This is a genomic window from Halomonas campaniensis, assembly GCF_014193375.1.
GTDB classification, from domain to species: Bacteria; Pseudomonadota; Gammaproteobacteria; order Pseudomonadales; family Halomonadaceae; genus Halomonas; species Halomonas campaniensis.
The window spans coordinates 1-25,970 of the sequence record NZ_JACHZF010000001.1; the positions used below are offsets into that span (position 1 = coordinate 1).

Consider the following 25,970-nt stretch of genomic DNA (forward strand, 5'->3'; position numbering starts at 1 on the left):
AGAGCTACCGGCTGAAGCAGAAGACGCTCAGCTGACGATCACGGGTGGGTCAATTTTGTTGACCGCTGGTGGGTCAGTTCTGATGGCCATTGACAATGGCCTCTCTCGCGGCGTGCTGTGCGATGGCGTAGGCAGCCCAGTGGCTGAGAACTTCGCTATCCAGGGCAACGGTCGGAACGTGGATGGACATGGCGTGTCTCCTCTGTATTGGCATGACCAATTAACCACGAATATCGATTTTTGTCGAGAGTCGCGACAATTTGCCACTTTTGACGCCAGAATCGTCCTGCCGGCAAGGCGCTGGGGCGATCCCTTGACCTGGCACCTCGCCATCCCGGGCCCCGCCTGCGATGCTGAAGGGGAATCCTCGCCGGACGAGGGCATCATCGGAGAGCGCTGCGATGCAGGAACACGAACGGACCCTCATCGCCCTGGACGACCTGGGGCGCGAGTACATCATCGACATGTTCGTCAGCGTGCGCGACATCAGCGACCTGGCCCATGCCGGCGCCGTCGGCGGCGGCGAACCCAGCTTCCGGACCCGCGAGGGGCATGCCGTCACCCATCTGGGCGGCGGGGAGTTCTCGGTGCAGCTGCCGGGGGAGGAGCCAGGGGTGACGGTGCGCACCGACGACCCGGAATTCGTCTGACCCATGCCCAGGGCCGCGCCGAGCCTGCTGCCCAACCGGCTGAAGAATGCCCTGCAGCACCTGCTGATCCTGGCCGGCCTGGCCCTGGTGCTCGCCGTGCCCGGCTACCTGCTGGCCGGCCTGTTCGGCGTGATCTGGTGCTTCGCGCTGGTGGCGCTGACCCTCTACCTCAGCGGCCGGGTGCCTGCCCGGGTGGTGCTGGCCAACGCCAGCGCCGGGCTGCTGCGCCGCCACCAGGCACCCGAGCTCTACCGGGTGCTCGATGCGCTCTATCGCCATGCCGGGCTGACGGCCGAGCCGCTGCTGTTCTATTCGCCCTCCCCGGGGCTGAATGCCTTCGCCGTGGGCGATCGCCATGACGGCGGCATCGCCATCACCGAGGGCCTGATCCGTACCCTCAACCTGCGCCAGCTCGGCGGGGTGCTGGCCCACGAGGTGAGCCACCTGCGCCATGGCGACACCCGGGTGATGTCCATGGCGGCCACCATGACCCGGCTGACCATCTGGGGCGCCTTCCTGGTGCAGCTCGGCCTGGTGATGATGCTGCCGCTGGTGATGGCCGGGGAGATCGACATGCCGTGGCGGGAGCTGCTGGTGGTCGGCCTGACGCCCACGCTGAGCACCCTGCTGCAGCTGGCCCTGTCGCGAAACCGCGAGTACACCGCGGACCTGGAGGCCGTGGCGCTGACCCACGACCCCCGGGGGCTGGCCTCGGCGCTGGCCGTGCTGGAGCGCCACGACAGCCTGTGGCTGACGGCCATCTTCGGCCGGCAGCCTCCCACCTGGCTGCGCTACCTGCAGACCCACCCGCCCACCCGCGAACGCATCCGCCGCCTGCTGGCCCTGGACGGGACAGCCGCGGACAGCCCGGCCCCTCGGCGCGAGCCGTCGCCGGAGGCGCCGGTGGTCATCTCGCGCCCCGATGCCCAGGGCCGACGCTACTGGATCCTCAGGCGCCGCTGAAGCGCCGCCCGATGCCAGGCGCCTAGATCAGCTTGAACGGCTCGATATCGCGGAAGATGCCGGTGCGGGTCATGTCGCGGCGCAGGGTGAAGGCCGCCAGGGCCTGGACCGGGTCCACCTCGTCGAGGCGGTCGAAGTGGATCTGCTCCCACTGGCGGCGGCTCACCTTGGCGCTGAACAGGTACTGGTCGCGCTCGCCGCCGGTGGCGGGATCGGTGACCTGGCGATACCCGGAGATCCTCGCCTCCTCGACCCGCGGCAGCCGGGCGAAGACGGCACCCAGCACCCGGAAGGCGATGCCGTGGACGTGGTCGCGGTAGAGCTTGCGCTGGCGGGTCGCGCTGAGCCGTCGCGACGAGAGCCTGAGCCGGGTCGCGGGCAGCCGCCAGAGCCGGTCGGGCATCTCTTCCTCCCCCGGCAGGTCGATGTCCACGGCGATGGTCCGAGCGTCCTCTCCCAGGTCGAAATCGACCAGCGTCTCGCGGGGCCAGTCGATCTCGGCGAGGCGCTCGGCCAGGGTCTGTTCCATGGCCGCCGGGTCTTGCCAGACGCCCTCGCCCTCGCGCTTCTCGCGCGCGAACTCGCGGGCGTCGAAGTCGGCCTTCTGCCACTCCCACTGCCGGTAGGCCTCGCCGTGGGCGGCACGTCGCTGACGGTTCTGCGCCTCGTGGCGCTGGCGGGCCGGCGGCCACAGGCGGTGCCACCAGGCAGCCTCCGGGAGGACCAGCGGCGCAGGAGGGGCCTCGGGAAAGTGACGGGCCTCGTAGCCCTGCTCGTCGGGGGACGGGGTCTGCTCATGCAGCCGGCCCAGGCGTTCGATGTCGGCATTGAGCCGTTCGCAGTGGGCCGCAAGCTCCGCCCGCAGCGCCGGCTCGGCATGGCGGCGCAGCACCCGCACCTCGTCGCGGCTCATCGGGGTGCCGTCGGCGTGGCGGTAGCGGACCTCCCCCGACGCCTCGATCTCGAGCTGCAGGGCCAGCTCGCCCCCATCGGCCAGGTGGGCCTCGAGACCGGAGGCGCCGCCGCCGTCGGTCGTGCCACCATCGGCCGAGGCACCGGGCGGCGAGGCGCGATCGAGCCTCTCGCGCCAGGCCAGGCCGGTGCCGGGAATGCCGCCATGGGCCTGGACGCCCCGCGCCCCGACGCTCAGGCTGGCGCCACGCGGCCCCACCGAGAGGCCCAGGCCCCGCTTGCTCAGGTTGAGCCTGACGCCCGGCGCAAGGCGAATGCGACGCTGGAAACGAAATCCCACGCTGACCTCCCCTGTCGAAGATGCTGTCCTGATCGCCAGCCTAGCACGGACGGCGTTCGCGGGCGCCGAGGCCAGACGCAGGAGGGCGGCGCCCGTCACCGGACGCCGCCCTCCTGGTTCCCGGGCGGCCGCCTGCCGCCCGAGGGCCCCGCCTACTGGGCGGGCTGCTGCTGTTGCTGCATCTGCTGCTGCATCTGGCGCATCTGCTCCTGACGCTCCTGGACCTGACGCTCGAGCTCGTCGCGCTGTGCCTGGGTCAGGGTCGCCTGGAGGCGAGACTGCATCAGCACGCTCTCGGCGGTCATCTCGCCGGTCAGCTCGCCGAGACGCTCGGCATCCTGGCGGATGGCGGCCTCGTCGTAGTCGTGGCCGATGCTCTGCTGCAGCTGCATCTGCACCGACTGGGCGTCGGCCTGCAGCGACTGGATGCGCTCCTGGGAGTCGGTCAGCAGTGCCACCAGCTCCTGCTCCTGGCCGGCCTCCAGCTCGATCAGCTCGCCCAGCTGGGCCACCTGATCCTGGGCGCTCGGCGGCCCGCCCTGGGGCATCTGCTGGGCCAGGGCCGGGGCCGCCAGGGCCACGGTCAGCGTTGCGACGGCAAGGGACTTCGCGAAGGACATGCAATCTCCTGATAACTCATTGGGGTGACACGACCCTAGCACGCCGCCGGGGGAGAATGGCACCCACCGGCCGGCAACGACTTGCGCTAGAATCGCAGGCCACCATCCGTGACAGCCAGGGAGCCATCGCGTTCACCATGAAATACCTCGGAGCCCATGTCAGTGCCGCCGGCGGCGTCGACCAGGCGGTGCTGCGCGCCGTGGAGATCGGCGCCGACGCCTTCGCGCTGTTCACCAGGAACCAGCGCCAGTGGAAGGCCAAGCCGCTGGATGACGCCACCATCGAGGCCTTCCGCACCGCCTGCCGCCGCCACGGCTTCGGCCCGGGGCAGATTCTTCCCCACGACAGCTACCTGATCAACCTGGGCCATCCCCAGGCCGAGGGCCTCGCGAAGTCCCGGGCGGCCTTCCTGGACGAGATGCAGCGCTGCGAGCAGCTGGGCCTGACACTGCTCAACTTCCACCCCGGCAGCCACCTCAAGGCCATCGACGAGGCCGACTGCCTGTCGCGCATCGCCGAGTCGATCAACGAGGCGCTGAGCCGCACCCGGGGCGTGACCGCGGTGATCGAGAACACCGCCGGCCAGGGCAGCAACCTGGGCTGGCGCTTCGAGCACCTGGCCGCGATCATCGAGCAGGTGGACGACCGCTCCCGCGTCGGCGTCTGCCTCGATACCTGCCACGCCTTCGCCGCCGGCTATGACCTGCGCACCGCCGAGGCCACCACCGCCACCCTGGACGAGTTCGATGCCGTGGTGGGGCTCGACTACCTGCGCGGCATGCACCTCAACGACGCCAAGAGCAAGCTCGGCAGCCGAGTCGACCGCCACCACAGCCTGGGTCAGGGCAACATCGGCCTGGCCTGCTTCACCACCCTGATGCGCGACCCGCGCATCGACGGGATCCCCATGGTGCTCGAGACCATCGACCCGTCGATCTGGGCCGAGGAGATCGCCTGGCTGCGCGCCCAGCAGGAGGTCACCCCATGATCCGCATCCGTCCCTTCCAGCCCGAGGACTGGCCGGCCCTGTGGGCCTTCATGGAACCCGTGTTCCGGGCCGGCGAGACCTACGCCGTGCCCCGCGACATCACCGAGCAGGACGCCCACCGCATGTGGATCGAGCTCCCCCGGTCGGTGCGCGTCGCCGTGGACGGGCACGGCACGCCCCTCGGCACCTACTATCTCAAGGCCAACCAGGCCGGCCCCGGCGACCATGTGGCCAACTGCGGCTATATCGTCGCGCCGGCCGCCCGCGGCCAGGGCGTCGCCGCCCGGCTCTGCGAGGACTCCCTGGCGCTGGCCCGGGAACTCGGCTTCTCGGCCATGCAGTACAACCTGGTGGTGTCGACCAACGAGACCGCGGTGCGCCTGTGGCAGGCCCATGGCTTCGCCATCGCCGGTACCCTGGCCGGGGCCTTCCGCCATCCGGCCCTGGGCCCGGTGGATGCCCATGTGATGTACCGGCGGCTGTAAGCCGGCGCCCCGGGGGCGATTGACGCTACCGACGGGCTGGGGCATGCTCGATCGCTGTTGGACACCACAAGCCGTTGACACCAATAAGGAAACAGAAAAATGAAAGGCTTACTACGCAGCACGCTGGCACTCTCCGTCTCGCTGGCCCTGGCCACCACCGCCCAGGCCTCCGAGTTCGCCGACATGGATCCGGTCACCCTGCGCCTGGCCCACGTGGTCAACGAGCAGGACGGCTTCCATATCGCCGCGGTCAAGTTCCAGGAACTGGTCGCCGAGCGCACCGAGGGCGCGGTCAGCGTCGACATCTACCCCAACGCCTCCCTGGGCGACGAGCGCACCCTGCTCGAGGGGATGCAGATCGGCACCGTGGACATGGGGGTGATCACCAATGGCCCGGTGGCCAACTTCGTCGAGGAGATGGCCGTCTTCGAACTGCCCTTCCTCTTCCCCTCCCCCGAGGCCGCCTACGCGGTGCTCGACGGCAAGATCGGCCAGGAGCTGCTCGACAAGCTGGCGGACGTCAACCTCAAGGGCCTGGCCTACGCCGAGCGCGGCTTCCGCAACCTGACCAACAGCGAGCGGCCGGTGAACTCGCCGGAGGACATGGACGGCCTGCGCATCCGCGTGATGGAGAACCCGGTCTACGTGGACACCTTCCGCGAGCTGGGCGCCAATGCCATCCCCATGGCCTGGACCGAGGCGCTCACCGCCATGCAGCAGGGCACCATCGACGGCCAGGAGAACCCGGTCAACGTCATCCACTCGTTCAAGCTCAACGAGACCCAGACCTACATGACCCTCTCGCGCCACACCTATGCACCGGCGATCTTCGTGATGGGCATGCCGGCCTGGAACCAGCTGCCGGACGCCGCCCAGGAGGTGCTGGTGCAGGCCGCCCGGGAAGCCGCCGAGCACGAGCGTCGGGTGAATGCCGAGATGGAGGCCGAGCAGCTGGCCGAGCTGCGCGCCGCCGGCATGGAGATCATCGATGACGCCGACCTCGAGGCCTTCCAGGCCGCCGTGGCGCCGGTCTACGAGAAGTACGGCGAGCAGTTCGGCGACTACCTGGAGCGCATCCAGGAGGCGCTGCAGTAAGTGCGAGCCCTTTCGCGATCCCTGCTGGGCCTGCTGCAGCGGTGTGAGCGCGCCCTCGACGCCGTCATCCAGCCCGTGGTCTTCGCGGGGATGGCGGCGTTGATCGGCGTGATCACGCTGCAGGTGGTCTCCCGGGTGCTCTTCACCGCCGTGGGCTGGACCGAGGAGGTGGCCCGCTTCCTGCTGGTGTGGATCACCTTCCTCGGCGCCACCCTGGCCTTCCAGCGCGGGCGCCACATCGCCGTGACCTTCGTGGTGGACGCCCTGCCGCTGCGCCTGCAGCAGCTGGCGCGCATCGCCGCCGTGCTGGTGGCGCTGGGCTTCACGGTGGCGCTGATCGTCATCGGCCATCGCTACATGCAGGTGCAGAGCTTCCAGAAGTCCGCCTCGCTGCGCATCTCGATGACCTGGATCTATGCCGTGATCCCGCTGAGCGGGGCCCTGATGAGCTGGTACGCGCTGGTCGACCTGCTCGAACTGATCGTCAAGGGGCCGGCGGGCAGTGACCCGGGCAGCGGCACCGCCGAGGAGCCTCCCGCATGACCGGCCTGCTGTTCGTGCTGTTCTTCGTCTTCATGCTGCTGGGGGTGCCCATCGCCCTGGCCATCGGCGCCAGCACCCTGCTGGCCCTGAATGCCCAGGGCGTGCCGCTGATGGTGGTCACCCAGCAGATGTTTCAGGGCATCAACTCCTTCGCCCTGGTGGCGGTACCCATGTTCATCCTGGCCGGCGACCTGATGGCCCAGGGCAAGGTCAGCGAGAAGCTGGTGGACTTCGCCGACTCGCTGTTCGGCTTCCTCAAGGGCGGGCTGTCGATCGTCTCGGTGGGGGCCGGCATGTTCTTCGCCGCGATCTCCGGCTCGGGGGCGGCCACCACCGCCGCGGTGGGCTCGAGCCTGGTACCGGAGCTGCGCAAGAAGGGCTACGACCCCGCCTCGGCGGCCAGCCTGATCGCCGCCAGCGGCACCATCGGGGTGGTGATCCCGCCCTCGGTGCCGATGATCATCTATGCGGTGATCGCCCAGCAGTCGGTCTCCAAGCTGTTCCTCAACGGCTTCCTGCCGGGGCTGGCCATGGGGCTCGGCCTCGCCGCCATCGCCATCGTCCAGGCCTACCGACGCAACTACCCGCGGGGCACCGCCTTCTCGCCGGCCACCATCTGGCGCACCCTGAAGAGCGCCAGCTGGGGCCTGATGACCCCGGTGATCATCCTCGGCGGCATCTTTTCGGGGGTGTTCACGCCCAGCGAAGCGGCCGTGGTGGCAGTCAACTACGCCCTGCTGGTATCGCTGTTCGTGTACCGCGACCTGCGCCTGCCCGACGTCTATCGCATCCTGATCCGCTCGGCGATCACCACCTCGGTGATCATGCTGGTCATCGCCACCTCGGCGGTGCTCAGCTGGACGCTCTCCAGCTGGCAGGTGCCCGGCGCCATCGCCCAGGCGGTACTGTCGCTCTCCACCAACCCCTACGTGATTATGCTGCTGGTGGTGGCGGTGATCCTGCTCACCGGGGTGTTCATCGAGACGGCCAGCGCCCTGATCATCCTCACCCCGGTGCTGCTGCCGCTGGTGACCCAGCTCGGCATCGACCCGGTCCACTTCGGGCTGATCATCGTCGTGGGGCTGGCCATCGGCATGATCACCCCGCCGGTGGCGATCAACCTCTACGTGGCCTCGTCGGTCACCCAGCTGCCGCTGGAACGCATCACCCGCGCTATCCTGCCCTACCTGCTGGGGCTGATCGCGGTGCTGCTGCTGGTGGTCTACGTGCCGATTCTGGCCGGCTGGTCCGGTTGAGCCCGACGCGACTTGACCCGCGAACGGCCAGCCAGCAGGCTGGCCCCACTGCCCTGTGCCATGAATATCATGCCCTCGAGGAAAGCCCCGTGATTCGATCCCGACCCCTGCTGCTGCCCGCCGCCGGCCTGGCCCTTGCCCTGCTGGCCGGCTGCACCACCTACACCTTCCCCGACGGCAGCCGCGAGACCCTGTGGGGCGTACCCACCGAGGACGAGACCAAGACCCGCGAGGAGCGCCAGGCCGAACCGCTCCAGTACCGGGTGCCCGGCGAGATGCCGGAGTGAGGCCTTTTCGGGGTCAGACCCTTAAGCGGATTTAAGGGTCTGACCCCGAACGTGGACCTGAAACGAGAACCACGCAGAGGTTGTTGGCGGGCATCACCACCACGCGCGCCGGCGCCAGGCCATGACGAGCGGCCTCGGCGGTGACCTCGGCCAGGTCGCGGATGCCCCAGCGGGGATCCCGGCGCCTGAGGTCGGCACCGAAGGCCGCATTGCTGGGCGCCGTATGGCGCCCCTCCCGCCGGAACGGCCCGTAGAGCACAAGCACGCCGCCTGGCACCAGGCAGCGCCCCGCCCCCGCCATCAGCGCCTCGGTCGCCGCCCAGGGCGAGATATGCAGCAGGTTGATGGCCACCACGGCGTCGAAGGTCCGCGGCGGCCAGTCGCCTTCCACGTCAAGCGGCACCGGTTCGCGCAGGTTGGGCAGGCCCGCGGACTCGCGCCAGGCGGCGATGGAGGCCAGGGCCCGCGGATGGGGATCGCTGGGCTGCCAGGTCCAGCCCGGCTCGGCGCTCGCGAAGTGGACGGCATGCTCGCCGCTGCCGCTGGCGATCTCCAGCACCCGCGCCCCGTCGGGCAGCACGTCCCGAAGGACCTCGAGGATCGGCCCACGGTTGCGGGCGGCGGCGGGGCTCTGCAGACGGGAATCGGTCATGGGCGCTCCTTGCGGCCGGAACTTCTTTCGGTCGGGACTTCGCCAGGCGGCTACTTGCGGCGGCGGGGCTTGCCGGACGGGCTTCCGCCCCTGGGCCGCCCGGCCTTGCCCGGCTTGGCGCCCGCCGGCTTCGACCTGCCCCCCTTGGCGGACGGCACGGCCTTGCCGCCTCGGGACGTCGCGGACCGGGCCTTGTCAGGCGCAGCCTTGCCGCCCGCCTTGCGCTTCGCCCCCTTCCCCGCGGCGGCCTTGGCGCCCTCGCCCCGACGGCTCGCGCCGGGTTTGCCCGGGGCCGACTTGCCCGAACCTGACTTGCCCGAACCAGACTTGCCGGCACCCGCCCTGGCGCCATTGCCCGCCTTGCGTCGGGCAGCGCGGCGGCCGGGGGCCTGGGCCACGGAGGAGGAGTGCTCGGTCATGGCGAGGATCGTCGACACCTCGGCGGGGGTCAGGTCCCGCCAGTCCCCCTCGGCCAGCCCCTTGAGGGTGACGTTCATGATGCGCAGCCGCTCGAGCTTGACCACCTCGTAGCCGAACACCTCGCACATGCGGCGGATCTGGCGGTTGAGCCCCTGGACCAGGGTGATGTTGAAGACGAACCTGGACTCCTTGACCACCGGGCACTTCCGGGTGACCTCGCCGAGGATCGGCACGCCGCCGCCCATCCCGGCGATGAAGTCGTCGGTGATCGGCTTGTTGACGGTGACCCGGTACTCCTTCTCGTGCTGGTTGCTCGCCCGCAGGATGCGGTTGACCAGGTCGCCGTTGTTGGTCAGGAAGATCAGCCCCTGGGAGTCCTTGTCCAGCCGCCCGATGGGAAAGATGCGTGCGCCGTGGCCGATGAAGTCGACGATGTTGGCCTTCTCGCTCGGCTCGGTGGTGCTGACGATGCCCACCGGCTTGTTGAGGGCGATGAACACCAGGTCCTCTTCTTCCAGCGCCAGGGGCTCGACCACCTGGCCGTTGACCTTGACCACGCTGCCCGGGAAGACCTGGTCGCCGGGGGTGGCGCGGCGGCCGTCGATGCGCACGTTGCCCTGCTCGATGTAGCGGTCGGCCTCCCGCCGCGAGCAGATCCCGCTCTCGCTGATGTACTTGTTGATCCGTTTCGAGAGGGTCTGGGCCATGGGACGCGTCCGGGACGAGGTGAAGAGTGGGCCGATTGGCACGGCGGCATGCCGCGCAGTGTAAGGGCTGGCCCGCCCGTCGGCCAGCCTGGGGCCGGGCGCTCGGCAAGCAGACACTGCCCCTGGCGGGAGCCCGTGTGACGGGAGTCGCTCAGGCCGGCGCCACCGGGTCATCACCACCGAGCCCGCTGGCCGCGGCGATGAGCGCGGCGCGCAGCAGCAGGGTCTCGGGGATGGTCTCGTAGGTCACGCCCTCGACCTCGACGGTGCGACAGGCCTCGTCCCCGCAGACCGAACAGCAGGGGCTTCGACCCACCTCGGCGTCCAGCCAATCCTCCATGGGTCGCCCGGCAATCCAGATGCGATTGGACGCCAGCGGATCGGCACGGAAGGCCGCCTCGTCCAGTTCGCGGATCTCGAGGCGAGGCTCCAGCCCGAGCGGTGCCAGCGCCGCCTCGAGGGTCGCGACGGCCTGCTCCACCTCACGCTGGGTGGCGCGGCAACGATCACAGGTCTCGCCCTTGCTGACCAGGCGCTGCCACACGATAGGAAGGGATCGTTTCATCATGGAATCTCCGTGAATGGGACTCTCGTCAGACGCCTCGGCCGCAGCACGCCTTGAGCTTGCGACCGCTGCCGCAGGGGCAGGCCTCGTTGCGGCCGGTCCTGAGCCGGGTGACCCTGGGGCTACCGTCAAGGTAATACCACCGTCCGGCCTCCCGGCGGAAGCGCGAGCGCTCCTCCAGCGCGCCGAAGCGCCGACCCTCGCGGAAGGTGGCGCGGAAATGCACCTGCCCGTCATCGCCCTCCTCGCCGCTCTCCAGCACCTCGAGGCGCAGCCAGCGAGTGGTCGGGTCCGGGGCCAGCTCGGCCGGGCGGGTGCTCGCGTGCCAGCTCGCCAGCAGGTAGTCGGTGAGGTCCAGGGCGAAGGCGCTGTAGCGCGAGCGCATCAGCGCCTCGGGGGTGGGCGCCGGCTCGCCGGCGTGGAACCGGCCGCAACATCGGGCCAGCGGCTGGCCGCTGCCGCAGGGGCAGGCGGGTCGGACGTGAGTCATCACGGTTCCTCCTGGAGACTAGAGCGCCATGTTAACAGGGGCTTGCGACCGCCTCGACTCCACCCACACCTCCCTTGAGCTCAATGACTTGGCGCGTCAACCTGTCCTGGATCACTGCACTGCAGCATGCTGTATGGTAGTTATCTATCCAGCAGCCCCTGACATGTGCGGAGGAGTAAGGATGACAGCGCCGAGACACAGCGAGCCCACCGCCTGGCATGCCCTGAGCGAAGAGGAATCCCTCGACCGGCTGGAGAGCACCCGGGACGGGCTGAAGGGCGAGGAGGCCCGGCGCCGGCTGGCCGAGCACGGCCCCAACCAGCTGCAGCAGGCCGAGGCGCGTCCCTGGTGGAAACGCCTGCTGGCGCAGTTCAACAACATCCTGATGCTGGTGCTGAACGTCGCCGCCATCGCCAGCCTGGGGCTGGGTCACACCCTGGACGCGGGCGCGATCTTCGGCGTGGTGTTGATCATCGCCCTGATCGGCTTCTTCCAGGAGGGCAAGGCGGAACAGGCCCTGGAGAGCATCCGCCAGATGCTCTCGCCCCAGGCCCAGGTGCTGCGCGACGGCAGGCGCGAGACGATCCCCGCCGAAGAGCTGGTGCCGGGTGACATCGTGCTGGTGGAGAGCGGTGACCGGGTGCCGGCGGACCTGCGGCTGCTGGAGGCCCGGCGCTTTCGCACCGAGGAGGCCTCGCTGACCGGGGAGTCCACGCCGGTGGACAAGGCCAGCGATGCGGTGGCCGAGGACGCCGACCTGGGCGATCGCAGCAGCATGGCCTTCGCCAGCACCATCGTGGTCCAGGGCAACGCCCGGGGCCTGGTGGTGGAAACCGGGGCCAGCACCCAGATCGGCCGCATCTCCGAGATGCTGCGCGGCGTGGAGCAGCTCAAGACCCCGTTGCTGCGCCAGATCGACCGCGCCGGCCAGGTGCTGGCGTTCTTCATCCTGGGCGCCGCGGTGCTTACCGGGGCCTTCGGCGCCCTGGTGCACGGCCAGCCGCTGGGCGACATGTTCATGGCCGCGGTGGGCCTGGCGGTCGCCGCCATCCCCGAGGGCCTGCCGGCCATCGTCACCATCGGCCTGGCGCTGGGCGTGCAGGCCATGGCGCGGCGCAACGCCATCATCCGACGCCTGCCCGCGGTGGAAACCCTGGGCTCCATCTCCACCATCTTCTCGGACAAGACCGGCACCCTGACCCGCAACGAGATGACCGCCCAGGCCATCTGGCTGCCCGGGGGAGAGATTCGCATCGAGGGGATCGGCTTCGCGCCCGAGGGCAGCTTCCACCGCGCCAGCGACGGCGAGGCCGAGCCGGAAGCCCTGGACTTGGACGACGACCACGCCCTGCGCCACTTCCTCAAGGTGGGGGTGCTGTGCAACGACGCCGAACTGGCCGAGGAGGAGGGTCGCTGGCGAATCCACGGCGACCCCACCGAGGGCGCCCTGGTGGTGGCCGCGGCCAAGGCCGGGCTCTCCACCGAGAAGCTGCGCGGCGACCACGATCGCCATGACGCCATCCCCTTCGAGTCCGAGCGCAAGTACATGGCGACCCTCCACGAGGTGGACGGCGAGCCGCTGCTGCTGGTCAAGGGCGCCCCGGATCGCCTGCTGGAGATGTGCCACCGGGTGCGTGACAACGGCGAGGACAGCGAACTGGACGTCGAGCGCTGGGAGGAACGCATCCACGACCTCTCCTCCCGGGGCCTGCGGGTGCTGGCGCTGGCCGAACGGTCGATCCGGGACGTCCACGAGCTGGCCGACGAGCACGCCGAGGAGGAGCTGGTGCTGCTGGGGCTGGTGGGACTGCTCGACCCGCCCCGCGACGAGGCCATCGAGGCGGTCAAGGACTGCCTGGCCGCCGGCATCCGCCCGGTGATGATCACCGGCGATCACGCCGTCACCGCCCTGGCCATCGCCAGGGAGCTCGGCTTCGCCCACACCGAGCGGGCCATCAGCGGCCGCGAGATCGAGGGGATGTCCGATGCCGAGCTCGAGGAGATCATCCTCGAGGTGGACGTCTTCGCCCGCGCCGCGCCGGAGCACAAGCTGCGGCTGGTCCAGGCAATGCAGGCCCGGGGCGGCATCTGCGCCATGACCGGCGACGGGGTCAATGACGGCCCGGCGCTGAAGCGGGCCGACGTGGGCGTGGCCATGGGCATCCAGGGCACCGAGGCCGCCAAGGAGGCCGCCGAGATGGTGCTGGCCGACGACAACTTCGCCACCATCGTCGGCGCCATCCGCGAGGGCCGCAAGGTCTACGACAACATCCGCAAGACCATCACCTTCCTGCTGCCCACCAACGGCGGCCAGGGCCTGGCGATCATGCTGGCGGTGCTGGCCGGCTCCACCCTGCCGGTGACCCCGCTGCAGGCGCTGTGGGTCAACATGGTGGTGGCGGTCACCCTGGGCCTGGCGCTGGCCTTCGAGGCCGCCGAGCCGGACATCATGAGCCGCCAGCCCCGGGACCCGGACGCCTCGCTGCTGGATCTCTTCCTGCTGTGGCGGGTGGTGTTCGTCTCGGTGCTGCTGCTGGTGGGGGTGTTCGGCATGTTCGGCTGGATCCTCCAGCACGGGGGCAGCGAAATGCTGGCCCGCACCGGCGCGGTCAACATGCTGGTGATGGGCAGCGCCGCCTACCTGATCAACAGCCGCTTCCTGCTGCGCAGTACCCTCTCCGTCGATGGCCTCTTCGGCAGCCGCCCGGTATGGGGCTCCATCGCGACCATCGTGGCGCTGCAGCTGGGCTGGACCTACCTGCCCTTCATACAGGTGATCTTCGGCAGCGAGGGGCTCGGCCTCGGCCACTGGGGGGTGATCCTGGCCGGCAGCCTGGCGATCTACCTGATCGTGGAGCTCGAGAAGCGCGTGCTGCGCGCCCGGGGCGTCAGCAGCCAGCCCACCGCCAGCCACGGCGGGCATGATCCCAGGGAGGCCGAGTCCTCCTGATGCTATTTGCGCTTGGTCCGAGCGGTGGCCTCGGCAGTCGTGGGGTCCTCCGGCCAGGGATGTTTCGGGTAGCGGCCGCGCATCTCCTTGCGTACCTCCGGGTAGCCATTGGCCCAGAAGCTCGCCAGGTCCGCGGTGACCTGCAGCGGCCGGCGCGCCGGCGAGAGCAGGTGCAGCAGCACCGCCGCGCGGCCGTCGGCCACCCGCGGCGAGGCCTGCCAGCCGAAGCACTCCTGCAGCTTCACCGCCAGCACCGGCGGCCTGTCCTCCCGGCAGGGCGCATAGTCCACCCGATGGCTGGCGCCGCTGGGCACCGCGAGGCGCTCCGGCGCGAGCTCGTCGAGCCGCGAGCGCAGCGGCCAGTCGAGGGTATCGAGCAGCAGGCGCGCCAGGGGCAGGCGCTCCACCGCGTCAAGCCGGGTGATGCCCTCCAGGTGCGGGGCGAGCCACGCTTCGAGGGTCGCCAGCAGGGCCTCATCGGACCAGTCGGGCCACGGCAGCGCCTCTCCATCGGAACCGAACGTACGACGCAGCAGTGCCACCCTGCCCTGCAGCTGGGTCAGGGCCTCGTCCCGGGGCAGCCCCCGGCGGCGCAGCGCCTCGAGCAGCGCCGCCCTCACCGCCTCGGCCGGCGGCCGGGCCAGGGGCCTTCGCTCCAGCACCACCGCCCCCAGGCCACGCACCTGCTCGCCGACCAGGCGGCCCTCGGCGTCGGACCACTCGAGGCTCGCCCGCCACTCGCCGCACTCGGGATAGATCGCCTCGAGGCGGCCGCGGCCCAGCGCCACGGCACGAAAGATGCGCGCCCCGCTCGCCTCGCCGTCCAGCTCCACCGCCACCAGCAGCCCGGCGTGGGCCAGGGGGTGGTGCTCGGGCAGGGTCGCAAGGCCCCCGCCGGCCAGGCGAAAGCGGCCCGGGGCGTCGAGGCGCTGGGCGATGCGCTCCGGGTAGGCCAGCGCCAGTAGCTCCCCCAGGGGCGAAAGGCTCGCCACCTCCAGTGATACCCCCGCGATGCGCGCCAGGCGCTTGGCGTCATGCTGCCACTGGCGATGGGCACGGGGCTCGCGCAGCCGGGCCTGCAGCGCCCGCTCCAGGTCGCGCTCCTCGTCCAGGCCGCGCCCCTCGAGGAGTGCCACCAGGGCGCAGGCCAGCGGCAGCGCGTCGAGCTCCCGGGCGCGCTCCAGCATCGCCGCCAGGCGCGGATGGGTGGGCCAGCGCCCCGCTCGGCGGCCCAGCTCGGTCAGGTGGTTCTCCCCATCCAGCAGCCCCAGGCGCTTGAGCAGCTGCCGCCCGGCGGCTAGCGCCGTCGCGGGGGGCGGGGTCACCCAGGCGAGGCTTTCGGGGTCGGTCACGCCCCAGCGGGCCAACTCGAAGGCGAGCGGCGCGAGGTCCGCCTGGCAAATCTCCGGCTCGCCGTGGGGGATAAGCGGCTGCTCCTCGGCCCATAGCCTGAGGCAGAGGCCGGGGCCCTGGCGGCCGGCGCGGCCGCGGCGCTGGTCGGCGCTGGCGCGGTTGACGCGGCGGGTCGCGAGGCGAGTCAGGCCGCTGCGGGGCTGGAAGACGGGCACCCGCTCCTGGCCCGCGTCCACCACCAGGCACACCCCATCCACGGTGACGCTGGACTCGGCGATGGCGGTGGCCAGCACCACGCGACGCTGCCCGGAAGGATCGGGACGCAGGGCCCGGCGCTGGGCCTCGAGGGGCAGGCGGCCGTGCAGTTCCATCACGGCAAGCTCCGGCGCCCGGCTGGCAAGCTCCCGGGCCAGGCGGCGGATCTCCGCCACCCCCGGGAGGATCATCAGGGCGTCGCCTTCGTGCTGTGCCATGGCGTCGAGCAGCGCCCGGGCCTGCTGGGGCGCGGTGTCCTCCCGGGCGTTGAGGGCACGGTAGCGGGTCGCCACGGGAAAGGTGCGCCCGGGGCAGTCGATCACCGGGGTGCCCTCGCCCAGCACGCCGAGCAGGGCCTCGACGTCCAGGGTGGCCGACATCACCAGCAGGCGCAGATCGTCGCGCACCGACTGGGCGTCCAGGGCCAGCGCCAGGCCGAGGTCCGCCTCCAGGCTGCGCTCATGGAACTCGTCGAAGAGGATGCCGGCCACCCCCTCCAGCAGCGGGTCCTCCTGGAGCATGCGGGTGAGCACCCCCTGGGTGACCACCTCGAGGCGCGTGGCGGGCCCCACCCGGCTCTCGCCGCGCATTCGGTAGCCGACGCTTTCCCCCACGCGCTCACCCAGGGTATCCGCCATGAAACCGGCGGCGAGCCGCGCCGCCACCCGCCGAGGCTCCAGCAGCAGCAGCCTGCCCTCGGCGGCCCAGGGCACCCCGAGCAGCGCCAAGGGCACCCGGGTGGTCTTGCCGGCGCCGGGCTCGGCCACCAGCAGCGCCCGGGGGTGTGCCGCCAGGGCGGCCTGGATGGCATCGAGCCGCGCCTCGATGGGCAGCGTCGCCGTCATCGAACTGTCATCCTGTTTCATATACGATTTGCCAGATATATTGACGCTTCCTTCCATGCACCCGCGACACCCCACAGGAGTTTCCCATGACGGTCAGGATCGGCATCAACGGCTTCGGCCGCATCGGCCGCCTGGCGCTTCGCGCCGGCTGGACGAACCCGGACCTCGAGTTCGTGCGGATCAACGACCCGGGCGGCGACGTCGCCACCTTCGCCCACCTGCTGCAGTTCGACTCGGTGCACGGCCAGTGGACCGGCGGCGGCGATGATATCACGGCGGTCGACAGCGCCCTGACGGTGGCCGGCCGGCGCATCGCCTTCACGGCGAACCACGAGGTCGAGGCCACCGACTGGTCCGGCTGTGACGTGGTGATCGAGGCCTCCGGCACGATGAAGACCACCGACAAGCTCCAGGCCTATCTGGACCAGGGGGTCAAGCGGGTGGTGGTGAGCGCCCCGGTGAAGGACGAGGGCGCGCTCAACCTGGTGGTGGGCGTCAACGACCACCTTTTCGACCCGGCCCGGCACCGCATCATCACCGCGGCCAGCTGCACCACCAACTGCCTGGCGCCGGTGGTCAAGGTGATCCACGAGGCGCTCGGCATCCGCCACGGCTCCATGACCACCATCCACGACATCACCAACACGCAGGTGATTCTGGATGCCCCCCACAAGGATCTCCGGCGCGCCCGGGCCTGCGGAATGAGCCTGATCCCGACAACCACCGGCTCGGCCAAGGCGATCACCGCCATCTTCCCGGAGCTGACCGGCAAGCTGAACGGCCACGCCGTGCGGGTGCCCCTGGCCAACGCCTCGCTCACCGACATGGTCTTCGAGGTCGCCCGCGAGACCACCGAGGAGGAGGTCAACGCCCTGCTCAAGGCCGCCGCAGAGGGCCCGCTTGCCGGCATCCTCGGCTACGAGGAGCGCCCGCTGGTCTCCATCGACTATCGCACCGACCCGCGCAGCTCCATCGTCGACGCGCTCTCCACCATGGTGGTGGCCGGCACCCAGGTGAAGCTCTACGCTTGGTACGACAACGAATACGGCTATGCCTGCCGCACCGCGGAGCTGGCCGCCAAGGTGGGGATGGCCGACGCATGATCGCCCGCGTCGCCGCCCTGCCCCGGGAGATCCGCCAGTACCTGCTGGTCACCGGCAACTACTGGGCCTTCACCCTTACCGATGGCGCCCTGCGCATGCTGGTGGTGCTCTACTTCTACGGGCTCGGCTACTCGGCCCTCGAGGTGGCGCTGCTGTTCCTCTTCTACGAGTTCTTCGGGGTGGTGACCAACCTGGTGGGGGGCTGGCTGGGGGCGCGACTGGGGCTCAACCGCACCATGAACCTGGGCCTCGGCCTGCAGGTGGTGGCGCTTTCCATGCTGCTGGTGCCGGTGGCCTGGCTCTCGGTGCCCTGGGTGATGGCCGCCCAGGCGCTCTCGGGCATCGCCAAGGACCTCAACAAGATGAGCGCCAAGAGCGCCATCAAGACCCTGGTGCCGGCCGGCGACGCCGGCCATCAGTCACTCTACCGCTGGGTGGCGCTGCTCACCGGCTCCAAGAACGCGCTGAAGGGGGTGGGCTTCTTCCTGGGGGGCCTGCTGCTGACCCTGATCGGCTTCCAGGGAGCGATACTCGCCATGGCGGTGATGCTCGCCGGGGTGCTGGCGCTGTCGCTTGCGCGCCTGGACGGCGACCTCGGCCGGGCCAAGGCCAAGCCGAAGTTTCGCGAGATGCTCTCCAAGAGCCGAGCCATCAATATCCTCTCGGCGGCGCGGATGTGCCTGTTCGGCGCCCGGGACGTCTGGTTCGTGGTGGCCCTGCCGGTCTTCCTGGCCACCCAGTTCGGCTGGGACAGCTGGCGGGTGGGGGGCTTCCTGGCGCTGTGGGTGATCGGTTACGGCGCGGTGCAGGCGGTCGCGCCGCGGATCACCGGGGGCACGGCGGGGCGCGGGGCGGCCATCGCCTGGGCCGGGGCGCTTACCGCCCTGCCGGCGCTGATCGCCCTGGGTCTTGAAGGACAGCTCCTGGAGGTGCAGCCGCAGGTGGTGCTGCTCGGGGGGCTTCTGCTGTTCGGCGCGGTGTTCGCGGTGAACTCCAGCCTGCACAGCTTTTTGATCGTACGCATGGCGCGCTCGGACGGGGTCTCGCTGGACGTGGGCTTCTACTACATGGCCAACGCCATGGGGCGGCTGATCGGCACCCTGCTCTCCGGCTGGCTCTACCTCGCCGGCGGGCTCGTCGCCACCCTCTGGGTCTCCAGCGCCCTGCTCGCCGCCACCGTGCTGATCAGCCTGGCGCTGCCGAAGGAGGCGTGAGCCCGCACCCCTTGAGGATCACCCGGGTGAGGAAGGCGGTGATCTGCTCCACGTCGGCGTCACCGAGCTCGCCCTTGCCGGTGATGCCCAGCACCTGGGCCTCGAAGTCGGCATAGTGCTGGGTGGCGGACCAGATCAGGAAGATCAGCCAGACGGGGTCGACGGGGTCCATCAGGCCACGCTCGGCCCACTGCTCGAAGATCCGCGCCCGGGCCTGGACCCAGCGGCGCAGCTCGCCGCTCAGGTATTCCTGCAGGAAGGGGGCCCCGCCGAGGATCTCGGCGGCGAACAGTCGGGAGCCCTCGGGATGGCGCCGCGACAGCTGCATCTTGCTGTGGATGAAGGCCTCGAGCACCTCGGCCGGATCATCGTCCACCGAGATATCGTCCAGTAGGGCGTTCCAGCGCATCATCATGCGCTCCAGCAGGCGCACGTAGAGGTCACCCTTGCTGCCCATGTAGTAGAGCACGTTGGACTTCGGCAGCCCGGCTTCCTCGGCGATCGCCTGCAGGCTGGCCCCGCGATAGCCGTGGCGGGCGAAGACCCGCTCCGCCGCCGCCAGGATCTCCCGCTCGTTGCGCTGGCGCGTGACGCCGTTCGCCTCGCCCTTCTCTCGCGTGCCTCTCGCCGACACCGCTTGCGGCTGCCTCATCCTTCCCCCTGTGCCCCATCATGGACCGACGTCAGGATAGTGCCCCAGCGCGGTGCGGGCTGCAAACGGGCTTGCAAAGCGACAGATTCTGACCCATGCTGAAATTATCCTGACCAAACGGTCAAGAACCGGACATCCCCCTGACCGATGTCATCCGGAAGCCAACACCTTCGGTAGCCAACAACAGAGACAAAGGCGATGATCGACTTCCATCTCAACGGGCAGCCCCGCCACTGCGAGGCGTCGCCCGATACCAGCGTGCTCGACCTGCTTCGCGAGGCGCTCGGCCAGACCGGCACCAAGGAGGGGTGCGCCTCGGGTGACTGCGGCGCCTGCACCGTGGCCATCGGCGAGGCCGGCCCCGACGGCCGGGTGCGCTACCACAGTGCCAACGCCTGCATCACCCCTGCCCACCAGCTCCAGGGCCGCCAACTGGTCACCGTGGAGGGGCTCGCCCGAGGCGACCGACTGCACCCCGCCCAGGCCGCCATGGTCGACTGCCATGCCAGCCAGTGCGGCTTCTGCACCCCGGGCATCGTGATGTCGCTCTTCACCCTGCACGAGGCGCAGCGGCGCTCGCCCGCCCCCCTGACGCCCGAGCGGCTCGAGGCGGCGCTGGGCGGCAATCTGTGCCGCTGCACCGGCTATCGCCCGATCCGCGACGCGGCACTCTCCATGGGGGAGCACCCTTACGCGCGTCCCGAGTGGCTGGACCTGGCCATCGACGCCGCCGCACCGCAGCAGGAACACGCGGCCGACGCCGCCTTCTTGCAGCCCGCCACCCTGTCCGAGCTGATCGATGCCCGCCGCCGCCACCCCGAGGCGCCCATCGTCGCCGGCGGCACCGACCTCTGGCTGGAGGTGACCCAGCGCCTGCAGCGTTTCGAACGCCTGGTGGACGTCACCCGGGTCGCCGAGCTCAATGCCATCGAGGCGACCACCCTGGACGATGGCCGCGAGGGCTGGTGGATCGGTGGCGCGGTCACCTACGCGCGCATCGAACCGCTGCTCGAAGAGCACTACCCGGCCTTCGCCCACCTGCTGCACCGCCTGGGCTCCGCCCAGGTGCGCAACCGCGGCACCCTGGGCGGCAACATCGCCAACGCCTCGCCCATCGGCGACACCCCGCCGGTGCTGCTGGCGCTGGGCTCGCGACTGTGGCTGGCCGGGCCCGAAGAAGGTGCTGGAGAGGCTGAACGGGAGCTGCCCCTCGACGACTACTTCCTGGACTACAAGAAGACTGCCCTGCGCGAGGGCGAGGTGATTCGCGCCGTCTTCCTGCCGCGCCCCGAACCGGCACGACACCTCAGGGTCTGGAAACTGTCCAAGCGGCGTGAGGACGACATCTCGGCGGTGCTGGGCGCCTTCTCCTGGCGGCTGGAGGAGGGCGTGCTGCGCGACGTGCGCCTGGCCTTCGGCGGCATGGCGGCCACGCCGGCACGTGCCGCCGCCGCCGAGGCGGCCCTGGAGGGCAAGGCACCGGATCTGGCCGCCTTCCAGGCCGCCAGACTGGCCCTGCAGCAGGACTTCTCGCCCATGAGCGACGTGCGCGGCAGCGCCCACTACCGCGAGCTTTCCGCCGCCAACCTGCTGGAGCGGCTGCGCCTGGTGCTCATGATGGAAGACCAGGGACAGACCGACACCGCAAGCTCCCCGGAGGTGATGCTCCATGCGTACGCTCACTAAGCTTTCCAAGGCGCCCGGTGCCGCGCCGGCTCAGGCGCCCGGTGCCGCGCCGGCCAGGGAGCCCGACACCGCGACGGACCTCTCCGCCGATGCCGCCCGGGCCCGCCAGGCGCAGCATGACCGCATCAAGGGCGATGGTCCCCTGGCCCGGGAGATCGCTCAGGCTGCCAGCCATGGCCATGCCGGCAGCGCCCGGGCCCACGAGAGCGCGGTCAAGCACGTCACCGGCCGCGCCGCCTATATCGACGACCTCAAGGCACCGGCGGACTGCCTGCACCTGGCGCTGGCCCTCTCGCCGGTGGCCCACGGTCGCCTGACCCGCCTCGACCTCGACAGGGTCCGCGCGCTGCCCGGCGTGGTGGATGCCGTGGGCTTTGATGACGTGCCCGGCCATACCGATATCGGCCCGGTGTTCCCCGGCGACCCGATCTTCGTCGAGGACGAGATCAGCTATGCCGGGCAGGTGCTCTTCGCCGTGGCCGCCGAGAGCCATGCTGCCGCCCGGGACGCGGTGAAGGCCGCAATGGAGGCCGGCGTCGTCGAGATTGACGAGCAGCCGGCGAGCCTCGACCCGGTGGCCGCTGCCGATCGCGGCGAGTTCGTGCGCCCCACCCACATCCAGCAGGGCGGCGACTGGGAGGCCACGCTGGCAGGCGCCAGCCGGGTCGTGGAGGGCGAGCAGTTCGTCGGCGGCCAGGAGCACTTCTACCTGGAGGGCCAGGCCTGCCTGGTCACCCCCACCGAGGACGAGGGCGTGGTGGTGCATACCTCCAACCAGCACCCCAGCGAGACCCAGAAGCTGGTGGCCGAGGTGCTGGGCATCCCCTTCCACGCCGTGACCGTGGAGGTGCGGCGCATGGGCGGCGGCTTCGGCGGCAAGGAGACCCAGGCCTCGCCCTGGGCCTGCATCGCCGCCCTCGTGGCCCGGCGCACCGGCCGCGCCGCCCGGCTGCGCCTGCCCCGGGCCGAGGACATGCGGGTCACCGGCAAGCGCCACCCCTTCCACAACCGCTACCGGCTGGCCGTGGACGAGCACGGCGTGATCCAGGGCGGCGAGATCACGGTGATCGGCGACTGCGGCTACTCGCCGGACCTGTCGGATGCCATCGTCGACCGTGCCATGTTCCACGCCGACAACGCCTACTCGCTGGGGGCGGCCCGGGTCACCGGCCACCGTGCGCGCACCCATACCGCCTCCAATACCGCCTTCCGCGGCTTCGGCGGGCCCCAGGGGATGATGGTGATCGAGGCGGCCATGGACGACATCGCCCGCCGGGTGGGCGAGGATCCTCTCACCGTGCGCAAGCGCAACCTCTATCGCCAGGGACGCGACGTCACTCACTATGGCCAGACCGTGGAGCAGCTCGGCCTGCTGCACGAGCTGGTCGAGCGGCTGGAGGCGAGCAGCGACTACTGGGCGCGGCGCGAGGCGATCACCGCCTTCAACGCCAGGAGCCCCGTGATCAAGCGCGGCCTTGCGCTGACCCCGGTGAAGTTCGGCATCTCCTTCACCGCCAAGCACCTCAACCAGGCCGGCGCCCTGCTCCACGTCTATACCGACGGCAGCGTGCAGATCAACCACGGCGGCACCGAGATGGGCCAGGGGCTGCACACCAAGATCTGCCAGGTGGTGGCCCGGGAACTTTCGCTGGACATGGAGGCGGTGCGCATCACCGCCACCCGCACCGACAAGGTACCCAACACCTCGCCCACCGCCGCCTCGAGCGGCGCGGACCTCAACGGCATGGCCGCCCGCGACGCCTGCCTGACCCTCAAGGCGCGGCTCTTCGACTTCGCCGCCGAGCACTTTTATCAAGGGCATGCCCTCGACCGCGAAGGCATGCGCCTGGAAGACGGCCACCTGGTGGCAGGCGAAGGCGAGAGCGAGCGGCGCATCCCCTGGGGCGAGCTGGTCCAGGCGGCCTATCTCGGGCGCGTCTCGCTCTCCGAGAAGGGCTTCTACGCCACCCCGCTGATCCACTACGACCGCGGCTCCGGCCAGGGGCGCCCCTTCTACTACTACGCCTTCGGGGCCGCGGTGGCCGAGGTGAGCGTCGACACCCTGAGCGGCGAGTACCAGGTGGACCGGGTCGACATCCTGCATGACGTGGGCGACTCCCTGAACCCGGCCATCGACATCGGCCAGGTGGAGGGCGGCTTCATCCAGGGCATGGGCTGGCTGACCAGCGAGGAGCTGAAGTGGAACGAGGCCGGCCGGCTGATCTCCGACGGCCCCGCCACCTACAAGATCCCCACCTACGGCGACCTGCCGCCGGTGTTCAACGTCGAACTGATGGAGGGCCACCCCAACTCCATGGCCAGCATCTACCGCTCCAAGGCCGTCGGCGAGCCCCCCTTCATGCTGGGCATCTCGGTGTGGTCGGCGCTGCGCGACGCCCTGGCGAGCCTCGCCGACTACCGCGAGGCGCCGCGGCTTGACACCCCGGCCACGCCCGAGCGGGTGCTGCTGGCCGCCGAGGCGCTGCGCTCGCGCCACAGCGACTGGCCGCCGGCCTTCGAGGAGCCATTGCCGTGACCCGCGCCGTCGACCATCGCCCCGAGAGCTGGCACGCCGCCCTGGACCGCCTGCAGCGGGACGGCCTGCCCCACGCCCTGGCCACCCAGGTGACCGGCGCCGGCTCCACGCCCCGGGAGCCCGGGGCGCGGATGGTGATCACCGCCGATGGCGTCTTCGACACCCTGGGCGGCGGCACCTTCGAGTACCAGGTGATCGAGGCCGCCCGGGCGAGGCTCGCCGGGAAGGATGGCAGTGCCGAGGGCGGAATGAGCCTCGAAGCCTTCTCCCTGGGCGGGCGCAGCGGCCAGTGCTGCGGCGGCTTCGTCAACGTGCTGATCGAGGTCTTCCCCGGCAGCGCCACGACCCTGGCGATCTTCGGCGCGGGCCACGTGGGCACCGAGCTCGTGCGTCTGGCCGCGCCGCTGCCCTGGCGAGTGCACTGGCACGACAGCCGCCCGGGGGTCTTCCCCGACTGGGCGGCAGAGCAGCCTCGGCTGGAGTGCCGCCACGCCCCCGACCCGACCGCCGCCGTGGCCGCCCTGCCCGCCGGCGCCCATGCCCTGGTGCTGACCCACGACCACGCCGAGGACCGCGCCCTGATGGATGCCCTGCTCGCCCGTGGCGACGTCGCCTCCCTGGGCCTGATCGGCTCGAAGAGCAAGTGGGCCAGCTTCCGCTCGCGGCTGCGCGATGCCGGCCACGGGGAGGCGGCGCTCGCGAGGGTGCGCTGCCCCATCGGCATGGCGGCGGGTGGCACCGGGGGGGACAAGACCCCCTACGCCATCGCCCTGGCCACCCTGGCCGAGCTCTTGCCGCTGACGGCCAGCGCCGAACGCCCCGACCAGCGCGGCCTGGAGCCCGCCGAGCTGAGGGCCATCTTCAACAGGTCTACCCCCTGAACCTAGGGGCGCCGGGGGCATGCCGAAGAGGGGAAAGGAGGCCTGTCGCCGGATCAGCCCCGGTGACACCAAATGATGAGCTTGACGACAATGACGACGACCGATTCGCGCCTGCTGCGCGCCGAACTGCTGAGCTTCGATGCCGACCCCGGCGACGACGACACCCCTACCCCGGGCAGCGTTGTCCACTACCCGGACGGCGCCCTGTGGATCGAGAACGGTCGCATCAGGGCGATCGGCGACTACGCCACCCTGGCCGCCGCCGAGCTGCCGCCTGGCCTGGAGGTGATCGACCATCGCGGCAAGCTGATCACCCCCGGCTTTATCGACAGCCACGTCCACTACGTGCAGCTCGAGATCATGGCCTCCTACGGGCGCCAGCTGCTCGACTGGCTCAACGACTACACCTTCCCCGAGGAGCTCAGGTTCACCAGCCGCGAGCACGCAGACGCCCTCTCCGAGGCCTTCCTCGACGAGATGCTGCGGGTCGGCACCACCACCGCCCAGGTGTTCTGCTCGAGCCACCCGGTGTCGGTGGACGCCTTCTTCGCGGCCAGTCAGCGCCGCGGGCTCTGCATGCTGGCCGGCAAGGTGCTCATGGACCGCCACGCCCCCGAGGGGCTCACCGACGATGTCGTGGGCGGCATCCGCGACAGCGAGCGGCTGATCGCCGACTGGCACGGCAAGGGGCGGCTCGGCTACAGCCTGACGCCGCGCTTCGCCCCCACCTCCACCCGCGCCCAGCTCGACGCCACCGGCGCCCTCCTGAGAAGCGACGCGAGCCTGTGGCTGCAGACCCACCTGGCGGAGAACACCGGCGAGCTCGACTGGGTGGCGGAGCTCTTCCCGGGCAGCCGCGACTACCTCGCGGTGTACGAGCAGTCGGGCCTGGTCGGACCGCGCAGCACCTTCGCCCACGGCATCCACCTGGACCGGGAGATGCGCGCTCGCCTCGCCGAGCGCGGCGCCAACCTGGCCTTCTGCCCGAGCTCCAACCTCTTCCTGGGCAGCGGGCTCTTCGACCGCCAGGCGGCCCGGGAGATGGCACTCAACGTCACCTACGCCAGCGACGTGGGCGGCGGCACCGACCTCTCGGGACTGGCCACGCTGAAGGCCGCCTACCAGGTGGGCCAGCTGCGCGGCCAGCCGCTCACCGCCTGGCAGGGCTTCTTCGGGCTGACCCTGGGCAACGCCCGGGCGCTCTCGCTGGATGAGCGCATCGGCCGCCTGGCACCCGGCATGGACGCCGATTTCGTGGTCCTCGACCCGGCGGCCACCCCGCTGCTGGCCCGGCGCACGGCGCGAAGTCGAACGCTAGCCGAGACGCTCTTCGCACTGATGATGCTGGGCGACGACCGCAGCGTGGCCGAGACCTGGGCCGCGGGGCGCCTGCAGCACCGCCGCACTCCCACCTGAGCTCCATGGAGCGTTGACTGACCGGCCAGACAGCAGGTTTGTCCGATCGGTCAGTCAGCGTAGGCTCGGTACGGCCTGATATTGACCGATTGGTCAGAAACCCAC

The 25,970-nt window shown here is 70.6% G+C and carries 23 protein-coding genes; 15 read left to right on the plus strand and 8 right to left on the minus strand.

Annotation, left to right across the window (positions count from 1 at the left end; translation table 11 throughout):
* The first annotated feature begins 401 nt into the window (after positions 1-401).
* Positions 402-650: a hypothetical protein gene (locus BDK63_RS00005; protein WP_183329262.1), complete on the plus strand. Its 249-nt coding sequence runs from the start codon at positions 402-404 to the stop codon at positions 648-650.
* A 3-nt stretch (positions 651-653) separates the two neighbouring features.
* Complete coding sequence (locus tag BDK63_RS00010; RefSeq protein WP_183329263.1) at positions 654-1,613, plus strand: zinc metalloprotease HtpX; 960 nt, start codon at positions 654-656, stop codon at positions 1,611-1,613.
* A gap of 22 nt (positions 1,614-1,635) precedes the next feature.
* Here BDK63_RS00010 and BDK63_RS00015 read toward each other — a convergent pair whose 3' ends face one another.
* Both BDK63_RS00015 and BDK63_RS00020 read right to left on the minus strand, forming a co-directional pair.
* Complete coding sequence (locus BDK63_RS00015) at positions 1,636-2,865, minus strand: DUF4236 domain-containing protein (protein WP_183329264.1); 1,230 nt, start codon at positions 2,863-2,865, stop codon at positions 1,636-1,638.
* Between the two features lie 152 nt (positions 2,866-3,017).
* Positions 3,018-3,485: a hypothetical protein gene (locus tag BDK63_RS00020; protein ID WP_183329265.1), complete on the minus strand. Its 468-nt coding sequence runs from the start codon at positions 3,483-3,485 to the stop codon at positions 3,018-3,020.
* A gap of 137 nt (positions 3,486-3,622) precedes the next feature.
* Between BDK63_RS00020 and nfo the strand changes: the two genes are divergently transcribed.
* The 6 genes from nfo to BDK63_RS00050 all read left to right on the plus strand — a co-directional run bounded on the left by nfo (position 3,623) and on the right by BDK63_RS00050 (position 8,140).
* Positions 3,623-4,474, plus strand: coding sequence for a deoxyribonuclease IV (nfo, locus tag BDK63_RS00025; protein WP_183329266.1), 852 nt, complete (start codon positions 3,623-3,625; stop codon positions 4,472-4,474).
* Positions 4,471-4,959: a GNAT family N-acetyltransferase gene (locus BDK63_RS00030; protein WP_183329267.1), complete on the plus strand. Its 489-nt coding sequence runs from the start codon at positions 4,471-4,473 to the stop codon at positions 4,957-4,959. Before nfo ends, BDK63_RS00030 begins: the two co-directional genes overlap by 4 nt.
* Before the next feature lie 99 nt (positions 4,960-5,058).
* A complete protein-coding gene (locus BDK63_RS00035; RefSeq protein ID WP_183329268.1) occupies positions 5,059-6,054 on the plus strand; it encodes a TRAP transporter substrate-binding protein in 996 nt (331 codons plus the stop codon).
* Positions 6,055-6,597, plus strand: coding sequence for a TRAP transporter small permease subunit (locus BDK63_RS00040; RefSeq protein ID WP_183329269.1), 543 nt, complete (start codon positions 6,055-6,057; stop codon positions 6,595-6,597).
* The gene (locus BDK63_RS00045) at positions 6,594-7,853 is read left to right on the plus strand and encodes a TRAP transporter large permease (RefSeq protein WP_183329270.1); all 1,260 of its coding nucleotides are present in this window, start codon (positions 6,594-6,596) and stop codon (positions 7,851-7,853) included. Before BDK63_RS00040 ends, BDK63_RS00045 begins: the two co-directional genes overlap by 4 nt.
* 89 nt (positions 7,854-7,942) lie before the next feature.
* Complete coding sequence (locus tag BDK63_RS00050; RefSeq protein ID WP_183329271.1) at positions 7,943-8,140, plus strand: hypothetical protein; 198 nt, start codon at positions 7,943-7,945, stop codon at positions 8,138-8,140.
* Between the two features lie 31 nt (positions 8,141-8,171).
* On the opposite strand, the gene BDK63_RS00055 is transcribed toward BDK63_RS00050, so the two are convergent.
* The 4 genes from BDK63_RS00055 to BDK63_RS00070 all read right to left on the minus strand — a co-directional run bounded on the left by BDK63_RS00055 (position 8,172) and on the right by BDK63_RS00070 (position 10,974).
* Positions 8,172-8,792 (minus strand): DUF938 domain-containing protein, encoded by a 621-nt coding sequence (locus BDK63_RS00055; protein ID WP_183329272.1) that lies wholly within the window; start codon positions 8,790-8,792, stop codon positions 8,172-8,174.
* 50 nt (positions 8,793-8,842) lie between these two features.
* Positions 8,843-9,919 carry a 23S rRNA pseudouridine(2604) synthase RluF gene (rluF, locus tag BDK63_RS00060; RefSeq protein WP_183329273.1) on the minus strand — a complete coding sequence of 359 codons (1,077 nt, stop codon included), beginning with the start codon at positions 9,917-9,919 and terminating at the stop codon, positions 8,843-8,845.
* 151 nt (positions 9,920-10,070) lie between these two features.
* Positions 10,071-10,487: a DUF2703 domain-containing protein gene (locus BDK63_RS00065; protein WP_221202416.1), complete on the minus strand. Its 417-nt coding sequence runs from the start codon at positions 10,485-10,487 to the stop codon at positions 10,071-10,073.
* A gap of 25 nt (positions 10,488-10,512) precedes the next feature.
* Positions 10,513-10,974 (minus strand): YchJ family protein, encoded by a 462-nt coding sequence (locus BDK63_RS00070; RefSeq protein WP_183329274.1) that lies wholly within the window; start codon positions 10,972-10,974, stop codon positions 10,513-10,515.
* A 181-nt stretch (positions 10,975-11,155) separates the two neighbouring features.
* Between BDK63_RS00070 and BDK63_RS00075 the strand changes: the two genes are divergently transcribed.
* Positions 11,156-13,924, plus strand: a complete 2,769-nt coding sequence (locus BDK63_RS00075; RefSeq protein WP_183329275.1) for a cation-translocating P-type ATPase — start codon at positions 11,156-11,158, stop codon at positions 13,922-13,924.
* A gap of 2 nt (positions 13,925-13,926) precedes the next feature.
* Here BDK63_RS00075 and hrpB read toward each other — a convergent pair whose 3' ends face one another.
* Positions 13,927-16,377 carry an ATP-dependent helicase HrpB gene (gene hrpB / locus BDK63_RS00080; protein WP_183329276.1) on the minus strand — a complete coding sequence of 817 codons (2,451 nt, stop codon included), beginning with the start codon at positions 16,375-16,377 and terminating at the stop codon, positions 13,927-13,929.
* 86 nt (positions 16,378-16,463) lie between these two features.
* On the opposite strand from hrpB, the gene BDK63_RS00085 reads away from it, so the two are divergent.
* Positions 16,464-17,480, plus strand: a complete 1,017-nt coding sequence (locus BDK63_RS00085) for an ArsJ-associated glyceraldehyde-3-phosphate dehydrogenase (RefSeq protein ID WP_183329277.1) — start codon at positions 16,464-16,466, stop codon at positions 17,478-17,480.
* On the plus strand, positions 17,477-18,694 hold the full coding sequence (gene arsJ / locus BDK63_RS00090) for an organoarsenical effux MFS transporter ArsJ (RefSeq protein WP_221202418.1): 1,218 nt from the start codon (positions 17,477-17,479) through the stop codon (positions 18,692-18,694). Before BDK63_RS00085 ends, arsJ begins: the two co-directional genes overlap by 4 nt.
* Here the strand turns inward: arsJ and BDK63_RS00095 are convergent.
* Entirely contained in the window at positions 18,666-19,346 is a 681-nt protein-coding gene (locus BDK63_RS00095) for a TetR/AcrR family transcriptional regulator (RefSeq protein WP_183329278.1), read from the minus strand. The two genes, arsJ and BDK63_RS00095, sit on opposite strands and share 29 nt — an antisense overlap.
* Positions 19,347-19,544: 198 nt before the next feature.
* On the opposite strand from BDK63_RS00095, the gene xdhA reads away from it, so the two are divergent.
* The 4 genes from xdhA to guaD all read left to right on the plus strand — a co-directional run bounded on the left by xdhA (position 19,545) and on the right by guaD (position 25,865).
* Positions 19,545-21,032: a xanthine dehydrogenase small subunit gene (gene xdhA / locus BDK63_RS00100; RefSeq protein ID WP_183329279.1), complete on the plus strand. Its 1,488-nt coding sequence runs from the start codon at positions 19,545-19,547 to the stop codon at positions 21,030-21,032.
* Positions 21,016-23,568: a xanthine dehydrogenase molybdopterin binding subunit gene (gene xdhB / locus BDK63_RS00105; protein ID WP_183329280.1), complete on the plus strand. Its 2,553-nt coding sequence runs from the start codon at positions 21,016-21,018 to the stop codon at positions 23,566-23,568. Before xdhA ends, xdhB begins: the two co-directional genes overlap by 17 nt.
* Positions 23,565-24,449, plus strand: a complete 885-nt coding sequence (gene xdhC, locus BDK63_RS00110; RefSeq protein ID WP_183329281.1) for a xanthine dehydrogenase accessory protein XdhC — start codon at positions 23,565-23,567, stop codon at positions 24,447-24,449. Before xdhB ends, xdhC begins: the two co-directional genes overlap by 4 nt.
* A 90-nt stretch (positions 24,450-24,539) precedes the next feature.
* A complete protein-coding gene (guaD, locus tag BDK63_RS00115; RefSeq protein ID WP_183329282.1) occupies positions 24,540-25,865 on the plus strand; it encodes a guanine deaminase in 1,326 nt (441 codons plus the stop codon).
* Positions 25,866-25,970: the final 105 nt, after the last annotated feature.